Source organism: Fibrobacter sp. UWH4 (assembly GCF_900142475.1).
Taxonomy (GTDB): Bacteria; Fibrobacterota; Fibrobacteria; order Fibrobacterales; family Fibrobacteraceae; genus Fibrobacter.
The window spans coordinates 77,248-89,126 of the sequence record NZ_FRAY01000001.1 but is presented as its reverse complement, the minus strand read 5'-3'; the positions used below and the strand labels follow the sequence as shown (position 1 = coordinate 89,126).

At 45.3% G+C, this 11,879-nt stretch carries 11 protein-coding genes; 5 read left to right on the top strand and 6 right to left on the bottom strand.

The features are described 5' to 3' along the window. Positions 1–637: 637 nt before the first annotated feature. The 4 genes from BUA93_RS00325 (at position 638) to BUA93_RS16460 (ending at position 3,756) form a co-directional block, all read left to right on the top strand. Positions 638–1,642, top strand: a complete 1,005-nt coding sequence (locus BUA93_RS00325) for a DNA methyltransferase (RefSeq protein ID WP_072976450.1) — start codon at positions 638–640, stop codon at positions 1,640–1,642. Continuing rightward, the gene (locus BUA93_RS00320) at positions 1,639–2,628 is read left to right on the top strand and encodes a hypothetical protein (RefSeq protein WP_139257630.1); all 990 of its coding nucleotides are present in this window, start codon (positions 1,639–1,641) and stop codon (positions 2,626–2,628) included. Before BUA93_RS00325 ends, BUA93_RS00320 begins: the two co-directional genes overlap by 4 nt. A 157-nt stretch (positions 2,629–2,785) precedes the next feature. Further along, positions 2,786–3,256 carry a hypothetical protein gene (locus tag BUA93_RS16465; RefSeq protein WP_072976447.1) on the top strand — a complete coding sequence of 157 codons (471 nt, stop codon included), beginning with the start codon at positions 2,786–2,788 and terminating at the stop codon, positions 3,254–3,256. Then, positions 3,220–3,756: a threonine--tRNA ligase gene (locus tag BUA93_RS16460; protein ID WP_072976446.1), complete on the top strand. Its 537-nt coding sequence runs from the start codon at positions 3,220–3,222 to the stop codon at positions 3,754–3,756. Before BUA93_RS16465 ends, BUA93_RS16460 begins: the two co-directional genes overlap by 37 nt. 162 nt (positions 3,757–3,918) lie before the next feature. Here the strand turns inward: BUA93_RS16460 and BUA93_RS16455 are convergent, their stop codons facing one another. From BUA93_RS16455 to BUA93_RS00285, 5 genes are all read right to left on the bottom strand, one after another. After that, positions 3,919–4,566, bottom strand: coding sequence for a hypothetical protein (locus BUA93_RS16455; RefSeq protein ID WP_072976445.1), 648 nt, complete (start codon positions 4,564–4,566; stop codon positions 3,919–3,921). A gap of 32 nt (positions 4,567–4,598) precedes the next feature. Further along, the gene (locus BUA93_RS00300; protein WP_072976444.1) at positions 4,599–5,039 is read right to left on the bottom strand and encodes a hypothetical protein; all 441 of its coding nucleotides are present in this window, start codon (positions 5,037–5,039) and stop codon (positions 4,599–4,601) included. 42 nt (positions 5,040–5,081) lie between these two features. Then, on the bottom strand, positions 5,082–6,137 hold the full coding sequence (locus BUA93_RS00295; RefSeq protein WP_139257628.1) for a hypothetical protein: 1,056 nt from the start codon (positions 6,135–6,137) through the stop codon (positions 5,082–5,084). A gap of 528 nt (positions 6,138–6,665) precedes the next feature. Continuing rightward, positions 6,666–7,991: a histidine-type phosphatase gene (locus BUA93_RS00290; protein WP_139257626.1), complete on the bottom strand. Its 1,326-nt coding sequence runs from the start codon at positions 7,989–7,991 to the stop codon at positions 6,666–6,668. After that, positions 7,988–8,743 (bottom strand): acid phosphatase, encoded by a 756-nt coding sequence (locus tag BUA93_RS00285; RefSeq protein ID WP_072976442.1) that lies wholly within the window; start codon positions 8,741–8,743, stop codon positions 7,988–7,990. Before BUA93_RS00285 ends, BUA93_RS00290 begins: the two co-directional genes overlap by 4 nt. 68 nt (positions 8,744–8,811) lie before the next feature. Here BUA93_RS00285 and BUA93_RS00280 point away from each other — a divergent pair, with 68 nt between their 5' ends. Then, a complete protein-coding gene (locus BUA93_RS00280; RefSeq protein ID WP_072976441.1) occupies positions 8,812–10,476 on the top strand; it encodes an LTA synthase family protein in 1,665 nt (554 codons plus the stop codon). Positions 10,477–10,528: 52 nt separating this feature from the next. Here BUA93_RS00280 and BUA93_RS00275 read toward each other — a convergent pair whose 3' ends face one another. Beyond that, complete coding sequence (locus BUA93_RS00275; RefSeq protein WP_072976440.1) at positions 10,529–11,836, bottom strand: hypothetical protein; 1,308 nt, start codon at positions 11,834–11,836, stop codon at positions 10,529–10,531. Between the last annotated feature and the right edge of the window lie 43 nt (positions 11,837–11,879).

Sequence of the window (11,879 nt, the reverse complement as noted above, 5' to 3'; positions counted from 1 at the left end):
GGGCAAACGCATTTGCCCATTGCCGAGCCGCTGCGATTGGGACTCCGTAGGAGTCCAAAAGGAACAGGCTGAAGGCGTTATCGCAGTCAACAAGAGAAAGGAAGGCGATTACCGCCTAAGCCGAGTGTCGCGACGGGGTGCTTGCACACCGGCATGACCGAGGCGAGCGGGAAGGACTCCGTAGGAGTCCCCAAGGGTCAGATGACTGTCGCCCAGTTCTTGGAAATGACCGCAGAAGATCGCAAGGTTGTGCGCTAGTCGCCAAACATGTCATGCCGGACTTTGTTCCGGCATCGCCTTTTAGAAAACGCAGACTCGTCTGAGCCTGCGTTTTTTTTGCAAAAAAACAAATGACACATTATGACACCAAAAAAAGATATATTTAATTCTAGCGCTGAACAAAGGAGATTTATGTGTAGATTCTAGAATTTTGACAAACATTCGTCCCCCCCCCCCCCTTTACATGATTACATTTTCCTTGCACAAAAAAGCATAGATGAAAAAGAATGCTTCTTAATGAAAAAAAATTTTCGATTCAAAATTATCTAGATAGAACTCATTTAGATTAGTTATTTCATCCAAAGCCGATCGATTTCTAAAAAAAATTTATATTTTACCAAAAAAAGGCACTTTTCTTATGAAAGCTTTTGTCCAAGAATTGGGTTCACACAAAATTGTTCTAGAAAACAAGAATTCTCTTGATTGCTACGCATATTGGCCAGCTCCAACGGTTATTTTTGTTGACGGACCCTACGGAATAGGAGGTTTCCCAGGAGATCCCAAAGACACAAAGTTGCTGCCAGAGACATATGCACCTCATATTGCAGAATGGTCTAAGTACGCAAAACCAAATACAACTTTGTGGTTTTGGGGAACAGAACTTGGATGGGCCAGAATGCATCCCTATTTAGAGGTTAATGGGTGGAATTATGAGCAGACCTTTATCTGGAATAAAGGTATCAGTCATGTAGCAGGCAATGTGAATTCTAAAACCATCAGACAAGCTCCTGTTGTAACAGAAATATGCGTAAGGTATACAAGAAAAGTCTCAATAGAAACTGAAAACGGAACTTTTCTTGAATTGCAGGATTGGCTTAGGAGCGAATGGAAACGATCTGGTTTACCATTTAATAAAACAAACGTTGCCTGCGGAGTAAGAAATGCTGCCACTCGTAAATATTTCACATCGGACGACATGTGGTATTTCCCGCCCGCAGAAGCAATGAAAAAGATTTCTGATTACGCTAATGCATATGGAAATCCTTCTGGAAAGCCCTATTTTACAATTGACGGAAAAAAAATGTCTGAAAAACTGTGGGAATCTATGCGGGCGAAATGGAATCACATTCATGGTTATACAAATGTGTGGAATTGTCCTGCATTGCATAGCAAAGAACGACTGAAGGACATCTCTAGTCACAAAGCAATACATTACAATCAAAAACCTATTTCAATCATCGATTACATCATTCAGACATCATCTGATGAAGGTGATGTAGTTTGGGATCCTTTTGCCGGACTAGCAACCACAGCCTGGTGCTGTCGAGCTCTTGGAAGGTCCTGTTTTTCTGCAGAAATAACTAAGAGCACCTATATTAACGCATACAACAGGTTACTTGAACTGGAGCGTGTGGCCGTATGACAAATCGCGATAATGAAAATATTTCTTTGACATTAGCTGAAAAAGGGACGCCGTTCAAAAGCATAGATTGTTCGACTTTGCCTGAATTTAAAGAAAGTGATTATTTTATAACAACGAAAGATCCCAGATTTACTCTTATAGAACGACTTCGTTCTGTCGTTTTCCCCTCACTTCCATCAGAATGCTTTATTGAAAATGATTATTCAGGCATCCTTGCGACAGACTTGTTTAGCTTAAACACCTTGCTCGGATCGATGATCGAAAACAAAGTAGTTCTTTTCTTAAACACTCATAGGCCCCTTTGGGATGATGGAAATTGGGAAGAATATCATTTTATTCGTTCAAACGAATCATTCCCCGATGTCAGACTTGTTGCAAAAAATGGCAACGAAAATCCAAAATTAGGAATTGAATTAAAAAGTTGGTTTATTCTTTCAAAAGAGGGCGAACCATCTTTTAGATACGCAACAGCATCTGAAGCTTGCGATGCTGGTGATTTATTATGCATAATTCCATGGTATCTCAGTAATGCCGTTTGTGGGAAACCAATCCTTACAAATCCATGGGTGTATTCCGCAAAGGCAGCATCCGAAGCAATGAAAAGATACTGGCTGTTCGAAAGAAACACGCCAGAACCAATGACTCTAGATGAACGGGGCGTTGACACACCCAAATCTATTAAGCCTTACATGCTCAACGCCCGAGATAAGACGAACTACAAGCCTCGTAGTGATGGTGGAAAAAATTTCGGCCGATTAGCACGCACTGGCATTATGTCTCAATTTGTAGAAGAAACTTTAAAAACAGATATACTTGGAATTCCCGCAGACAATTGGAGACGTTTTCTAAAAGCTCATACTGATTCTAAATCATTGAAAGCCATTCAAAAAAATATAGCATCTATTGTCAAAATTCCTAAGTCTGAAAATTTTGCAAAAATTATCAATGAATTAAGATGTTATATAGAGGGGCTTCCTCAGTTTTAATTTGCTACCACATTTTCGTTAGGGATAGTGACCCCTTGGGGCGGCACTGCAGCGCCGTTTTAGGAGGCGGGTGTCAAGCGAAGCGAAGACAACCGCCCCTAAAATATAGCCCGACCGCACAGAATGTGCGGGAACGCCCATAAGACCAACATACGAAGTGGCCGACTTCTGCGCCCTCGTGAAGGAAAGCGTGCAAGCCGAGTGTCGCGACAAAATGCTTGCGCTACGCTATTTTGGCATGACCGAGGCGCAGCCGCGGACGCCAAAGGCGTCAAATCTACCACGACTTCGGTTTCGACGATATCGTGGTGAAGTTCTCCACCCGCCCGGAGTAGCGCACAAGCCGAATGCAGCGAAAACAAACTCGTTTGTTTTCATTGCTGAGGCGAAGCGCAGACGCCAAAGGCGTCCAAAGCGCGTGGGTTCCGACGAAATCTGGGACAAGGCTGAAGCCGCCCTCGCCGAAGCAACGAAGCTCGCTGGCCTCGACTACATCCTGAACCCGGGTGAAGGAGCCTTCTACGGCCCGAAAAGTGTGCAAAACGAGTGTCGCAGAAAAATGCTTGCATTTTTCTATGACCGAGTGCAGCCATGGACGCCATCGGCGTCAACCTTGAATTCACTTTGAAGGATTCCCTCGGACGTGACTGGCAGTGCGGTACGATTCAGGTGGACTTCAACTTGCCGATGCGCCTGGGTGCCGAGTATGTCGGCAAGGACAACCAGAAGCATGTGCCGGTGATGCTGCACCGCGCCGCAGTCGGTTCCATCGAACGCTTCCTCGGCATTTTGATTGAAGAATTTATGGGCGATTTCCCGCTGTGGCTCGCTCCGGTTCAGGCCCGCGTGCTCCCGATTTCCGAGAAGTTCGTCGACTACGCGAAGTCCGTGGAAAAGGAACTCGTGAACGCCGGCGTCCGCGTGGAAGTGGATGAGTCGAATGAGAAGCTCGGCTACAAGATCCGCCAGTGCGAACTACAGAAGGTGCCGTACAAGATTATTGTAGGCGAAAAGGAACAGGCTGAAGGTCTCATCGCTGTCAACAAGAGAAAGGAAGGTGATAAGGGTCAAATGACCGTTGCCCAGTTCCTCGAAATGACCGCCGAAGACCGCAAGGTTGTGCGCTAGTCGCAAATTGTCATCCTGAACGGAGGCGCGTTGCGCCGAAGTTGATATACGAAACTTGGCTACTTGTAGCCTTAGTTGAGTTAGGTTCGAAGGAGCAGGATCTAAAACATTTCGCCTTGCTACAGAAATGTAGCAAGGCGTTTTTTACGGGACAATCTTAAATTACTTTGTTGCCGATTCCATGCTAGATTCACGCAATTTAAGCACTTCCTCTTCGGAAAGTCGCGAATACTTGACGATTTTTTCGACAGGTTCACCATCTGCAAGCATGGTTACAGCAGTTTCAACTTGAGCTTTGGTTTTGCCCTTTTCTTCGCTTTCATGAAGGTCGAATTCGTAAGTCATATACTTGTTCCTAATGAGAGTATCGGCCTTGTAAAGAGACACCTGGTCGTTGATGGTTTTTGTTTCACGAGAGTCCGCATTCCTAGTCGCAAAGTACTTCATGTACGCCTTGACAACCGGGTCTGTAAACTTCTCGTACCTCTTAAAGATATAAAAATTTTTGTAAGAAAGGTCTCCCAAAGTAATACTCGGATCTTCACTTGCCCTGTTTTCGAAATGATAACAGGGATGCCCACGTCCAAAAATATCCATAGGGCACAAGAAGATGACATATTGTTCCTTGAGACTGGTGTAATAACCGCCCTTCGAAAGCGCGAAGACATCGTAACGAACGCCCTTATGTTCTGCATCGTAACTCAAAACCGCCTCTGGAATTGGCGTTTCCAAATGATCAATTTTGATGTTCAGCAAGTGCTCAATAAAAGGCTTCGCGATATGCTTGTTGCTGAATACGAGCCCGAACATAATCGGGTCCGTAATGTCATTTAGTCATTCTCTTAAGAACGCCGTTCCAAAAGGGGATAATCTTGAAGATAACCGTATTCTCTAATGCAACGAACGATTTCATTGTGCCAGAAGATTATTTCTTCTGTATCAGGGCAATGTTCTATCATATACGACACACAGTGTTTTCCCGAAAAAAGGATTTCTGTAAAGCAGCCATCCGTAATGCCTTGGCAAAATGTATCCTCCGGCAATGCCGAAATCCGATTGTCGTTCACCTTTATTAACTCCGCAACCTCTTCTGCCATTTTTGAATTCGTTCCAAGCAGATTCCATGAGGTGTTTAACGTGGCTTTTTTATACAAATAGATTCGTCCATCGGAACACAAGACGTATCCAGAAGGCAAACGTCCCCAATTTCCGCCACTGACTACGGCAAAAAGCACTTCATCCCTTTGGGGATGCGGCGAAAACATATCGTCAATGAAAGACATCGTTACTTTCCTTTGTTAAATTTCATGACATTTGCTTAATCTTCATTCTCTAATCATTTCCCATGTTCCAGTCGAATTACAAGAATATGGACGCCTAGATAAAAAGCCACGTTTCCTATTAACCGTTATTTTTGCGACACCACAAGGAACAATTTCCTCTTTATAGGAGCGATAAACATCCAACGTAGACAAACAGGCTTTGTATTGTGTATAGTCAAAACCAGACAATAGTTTATCTGCTGATTTTTTACAAATTTCATCGCAATAATTTTGCGCTTCCGCGTATGTAGCATAATAACCAGAGGTCTTTCCAGAAGCAAGCGAGCAGTAGAACCGAGGAACATTTATAGTGTGGCTCCACTGAGCTTGCGCTCCATCAAAGAACAGGTCATAAAGACTAGAATCATCATTTTCAGACTGTGGAGAATTTCTAAATTCTGAATATGTTCTAAACCCATTTTCATTATATTCACTTATAATGAGTCTTGTAAAAGGCTTATATTTGCTACCTTCAAAATATCGTTCTTGAACATCAACAAGCGTTTTTTCACCACATTTAAATGTATACCCCCCAAGAATGGTATCTTGTTTCAAATTGTATTCTTTCCTTAAAAAAGCGTATACATAACTTGGAGTCTTATGTTTTATCGTGTCAATATGATTTCTCATAACGCCCCACCTGTATCGGTAATGCTTGACAGAATCAACAGATACATCTTGCTCTATAAAACGTTGAATTGAATCACATGATATTCGTTTTGTGATTTCTTTATTAGGTAGTCTTTGTGCTTGAATTATTTCAACGGTTTTCTCAGGTGGAATATTTTCAATTTGAAGGAATAACAAGCATAAGCCACCCCAACCAAAAAACATTAAAAACAATACGATAAACCAATTATCCTTAAAAAAATCAATAAATGAGTCTTCAAAGACATATCTCTTTTTCAGAAAAAGAATGATAAAAATACTCAACGCCACAACAATTACAAAAGCTACAACACAAGCGGTAAGAACATTCAAGAAAAATTTAAGGAAAACAAAGATCAGAATAGAGACGAGAACAACGATTGAAATGACTGCCATAACCTTCTTTTTCATACATCACCCTTTCCGCCAAAGGCGGCTTGTGAGAGGAATTTGAACCTAGCCCTGCTATGTTCGCACGTTTTCGGGATACAAAAAAGGTGCGAAGTCGCAGGCTTACGTATTGAAGGCTCTGGTAACCCGTTAGCGATAAGCAACAGACGACCCGCACCACATGGGTGCGAGTAACGTCCTGTTCCCTGCTAACATCAAGTTTACCAGACTTTTCAATACAGGAACAAGATTCTACTCTAAAAACATTATGTCTCCATAAATATAGCATCGTCTGCTCTACTTATTCAAAAACAAAATGAATTTAGGCCGTCTGTTGCCGATTTTGGTCGCCCGCCAGGCGACTTCTATGTATTAGTAGGCTTTTAGCCCCTCAAAAAGCCACATATTTAAGCAAAATTTCTTTTACAATGCAAATTGCAAGCTCGTGGCACCGATCATTCACCCTGCGGGCTACTCCAGGGCGACACTCGATAAACTTAAAACGCAGACTCAATCGAGCCTGCGTTTTTCTTATTCATTCGACATCCACTACAATTCATCGTACTTCGCGATTACTTTTTCGAAGAGACTTTCGACATCCGTCATTTTGTAGAGACCGTCCTTGTTTGCGGACAAGCCATCAAATGTTAATTTGTACGATTCCGGCGGAGTTTCGAGAGAAAGGGTCGTCATGTTGCGCAGCTGTTCCGTCGTTTGATACACTAGGATCATATTGGCATATTCTATACCGTCCTTACCGCGCCATTTTTCAATGACCAGTTTCACTCCAATCGGGGTCTTGGATTCAATCGTCTTGGGAAGCGTATAGTCGCTCACACCGAGAGCGGCCAAGACGCTACCGACATTGGAATCATGCCCGCATAGGAATGAGAACAGCCTCCCCTTGGCATTCAGCTCACTCAAGATTTCTTTCAGAAGCGGACGCGCGACATTCACAGCAACCAAGGGTGCGGTAAACAGCACATTGCCATAAAAGTCCTTGACTGCAGAGACTTTTTCCCATTCCGCGACAGTCAGGTTATGCCCGAAATCGGCATTTTCTTCAGCATTTTCGTAGTACTGCAACACGAGCGCATCCGCAGCACCCGTCGCCGTTGTGAGCGAACCTTTCACGCTCGGTTCACGGCCGACTTCCATGATAAATTCTGTATCGTCGGTATCGAATTCGCAGAATTGCTTTTCCTTGCAGCTGACGCTTTCTTCCATATCCAAGACGGAGCCGAGCAAGGCGTAATTTTCAGTCAGTTTCCGGCCGATTCCCGCAAGCGAGCCATCGCCAAACATATCTTCGACTTGTTTCAAGGCTCGTTTTTTGTAGTCATCGTTCAGGAACGTAAACTGCGGCGTAAAAATGGAATCCATGACATCCACTTCGCAGTGATGTTCAATTTCCACATTCGCTTTCGGGAACATGCCCGCCGCAAAATGCGTCGCGGTCGCGATGGTTCGCTGCATCGAGTTGGCGTAGATGCGCACGGCGTCGCCCTGACTTTCAAGGGCGGCCTTCAGACCGTTTTGCGAAATCCACTCGCGGAAATAGGCACCCATTTTTTCTTCGAGGAGTTCCCCGTGCGGCGAGAGGCTCTTGGGCTTTACGGGCCAGGCGTACCACTCATGAGGCGTAAGCTGACCGATGGTTGACTTGCTGTCAGAAAGCGGAGCACGAATGTTGTGGCGGCTCAAGACAACAACACCTTCCAGCGTATAGTCGCCGCAGTCAAAATTGGCGATACACTGTTTTTCGGCAGAAGAACTATTGGACGCACTACTAGACGAATCACCATCGCTACAGGCAGAAAGAGCCCAAAGCCCAGCAAACGAAATTGCCCATAGCGCAGGATTCATTCTCGTCATTTTTTCGTCCCTTCAGTTTTCTTTTTCCCGGCGGCTTTCAGCTTCTTGAATTCGGCCTGGGCCTTGCGCATGTCGGCCATGAAGGTTTCGTTTGTATGTAGGCTCGGGTAGGCGCCCGAGACTAGCACCTTGGAGGCATCCACGTCGCTTTGCCAGTGGAACCCGGCAATCACGCGGCTCTGCCCCCATTCATAAGCGTATTTCAGCAGGGCATCCTGGGCAGACGGATTCACTTCACAAAGCAGCAACGCCATCGCCCACGCACGAATGGTATGTCCTGACGGATAGGAACCATTTGTTCTTAGCCTTTCTTCTTCGGCAGGGACAAGCGTCGGTTCATTGAAGCGGTCGTAAGGGCGGCGTCTCATGTAATGTCTTTTGGCCTTGCTACCCACCTGCTTAAGCGTCCGGATTCCGCGTTCAAGAACATTCATGATGGCAGGAGTCTTCTTTGCCGAAATTTCCATGCCGAAGGGTTCACTAAACATTGCGGCCATCTCTTCGACGGTTTCTGCCGCCTGTGCCACCGCCAGGGCCGCACGGGCAGAATCGAGACGCATCGATTTACCCCACATGTACTGCGAGATGTCATATATAAACTGCGGCGACATGGTATCGGGGGGTGCAGGGTAATAGTTCAGCGCATTCGGGAGCGCGTCCGCTTCCACGTAGGGTTTGACATCGGCGGCAAAACTGCACAGGACAGCCCCACACAAGGCAATCGCGACTAAGGTTTTCTTGATAACGTTCATGCGTTAAATATAACAACACGCAGGGGCTGGTTCACCTGTAAAACGTTTCAAATGCTAAATTGCATCACATGGTCCGTCTCTTAAATAAATTGCTCATCTACTTTTTTGACCTTCTCTACATCGTCATGTTTGCGTTCGCAATCGGATTTGTCAAGCATTTCCGTTTCGACTGCTCCGTAATTGACTTTATCGTCGCGACCATACTCTACACGGCACTGCGATTCTACCTCCACAAAAAGAAGTACGAACGATTCTCTCAAAAATTTTCGCTCCAGGTCGTTTTCCTCTGGCTTTACCAGTTCCTTCTTCTGGCCCTCCCCACCACGCTCGTTTGGGTCAAGAAAACCTTCCCGGTGCAAAACCCCGACCTGACCATCATGACCCTGCAGATGCCTGTCGATGGATTCGTATCGGTTTTCATCCAGGATTTTTTTAGCAGAGTCGGATTCTACGCGCTTGTTTTGTCGCTCTCCCTGCTATGGCCAATCTGCGACCTGTACCAGAACCTGAAATTCCGCAAGGTCTTTTTCGCGATTGCATTCATCGTCATATTTATCGCAGGTTCCTTCCCTTTCTGGAACGCCATATCCCCCAAAGCCAGGCAACAGTACATTGACTATTATTTCAACTCGCCCGCAGAACCAGCCCATTCCAAATTTTACCAGGACAAATTTGTCCTTTACTCCCCCGAAATGGTGTCAGCCGACGATACGACGCGAAACCTCGTCTTTATCTATGTAGAATCTTTCGAGAACACATTCCTCAAATTTACCCCGGAAATCAGCCAACTGTACAAACAAGGTCTTGTCTTTTCTGACAAATTTCCGTACGGAGGCGGAAAGAATATCATCGGGGCTGCAACGACAATTTCTTCCATGGTATCGAAGACGACAGGCATGCCACTCCTTTGCGGATCGTCCGTCATGAACAATTTCGGCAAGACCGGGGAAACCTTCTTTGACAGCCTTCCCGGAATATACGACATCCTGCACCAATTTGGCTACCGCAACTTCTATGTTCAGGGCACTCCGGCGAGATTCGGTGCCACGGGTCCCTTTTTCCTTGCTCACGGCATAGACGAACTCTACGACAAGGACGACATCGAAAAAGCACTCGAGGCCAGGGGCGAAACCTATCGCCGTCGCGGGCCAGGCGTTGCCGATGCAGACGTTTTCAACTATGCCAAAAGCATTTTGGACACCCTCGGTCACGCCCCTTTCTCGATGACCGTCACGACCATCGACACCCACTTTCCCAGAGGATTTCTTGACAGACGCTGCAAGATAAAACCAGCCAATTCTTCGGACGGGGCTTATTACGCCGCAGTCCTAAGCTGCACCTCCAAAAGGATCGGGGAATTCGTCAAGTGGATTCAGGAAAAACCTTTCGGCAGCAACACCGAAATCGTCATTGCAGGGGACCATCTGTTCATGACCAAGTCCCCGTTTCCAGTATCGAAGCAATCAGACCGCAGGTTCGTAAACATCTACATCAATCCGAAAAAAACATCCACGCAAACAAGACGCAAATATACATCCTTCGATTCCGCACCTACCGTCCTGGAAACAATGGGGTTCAACCTAGAAGGCCACAGGCTCGGTTTCGGGGCAAGCCTCCTTTCCGAAGAAAAGACACTTGTCGAATCCATGAAAGAGCGCCAGCTGGTACACCTGCTGCGGGAACTTTCCGGTTCCATCGAATATAACGCGCTTTTCCAGAGCAAAGCCCCATAAGAAAAAGCTCCGGTGTTTACCCCGGAGCAAATCTAAGTTTCCTTATCTAGAATTACTGAAGAATCGTACGCAGTTTCTTCATGTTGCGTTTGTAATTTCTCCAGAACTGAGCCGCAGACGACTTATTGCTAGAGGATTTCTTGAGTAGCGGATTCACGATCGGATATTCATCATCGTATGCCGGCAATTCTTCGTCGTCGTTCATCCAACTATCTTCGTCATCGTCAGGATACTCCGTTTCACTACTCGTCACCCCAGCGAGATTCTGGAGGCACATCGTAAATTCAACAGTATTGTCCTTGGAATAATATTCCACTCTCTTGCCAATGATATTCTCGTCATTGTCATAGATAGACCCTGTCCCAACGTAGTATCCCTTCAAATCGGCCTTGCAGGTAGAACTACTGATACTTTCAACATGTTCATCATAGAAGTTGCAGCTCTTACCGTCGGCAGAAATCGTCATGTCCAAATTGAAGTCGTCGCTTCTATCAAAATCAGCCACCAGCTTGCTTACTTTTAGACTATATGTTTTGCCATTCAGGACAAAAGTTTCTGCATTTTTTGTCTTTGAACTTACGACGATACCAAGTTCGGACTGCAATTCCTCGATGTCTTCGGAATAATTTTCCATCATGGAATAATTGGAATTGATATAGTCTCGCATTCCGCTCAAGACTTTCAATATGGAATACATCAGTCCCGATTGAGCCACGTCGTCCGTATAGTAGTCATAATCATCGTAATCATAATCTTCTTCATCATCGTACTCTCCGGGGATATACCTTTCCGTTAAGGAAATCGAGTTGTCCGATATTTTCAGGGTTGTCTGTTTCCAACCATCGCCAATTCCAAAGCATTCCAACTCACCGTCGTTTTCTTCGCAAGGAATGGATACCCAGGTTCCCTTGATTGTAGCGGAACTTCCACCTACAAAGAATCCGAACGTCGAAGCATATTTATACTGCGCTCCGGATTCATCTGTATAGGTAGACACATTTTTTATTACCACAGCCGTATTTCCGTTCACCGAAAGTTCTAAGCTGTCCCTGACAAACGAAAGTTCATTTTCTGCCAACGAGATAAATTCATACTCTACGGTCGAGGTGTCGTTACCCCTATCAACCGTTTTCCACGACGCCGTTTCGGTCAATTCATCGACAACACAGTAGTCTTTTTTTCTCGATTCATAAGCGACAATCGTCTTGTTCTGTTCATCCAGGGTGATTATCGAAGCTTTAGCTTCTTTATAAACTTCCCCTGAACCCCCTGTAGAATTGGAGCTGGAATCATCGCCGCAGGCAACCAGGCCAAAAGCGGCGCAACAGCTGGCAAACGCGAGCAAGTGTTTGATTTTCATAATTTTCTCCTTAGTATGATGGTTTGCTTTTTGAAATATAACC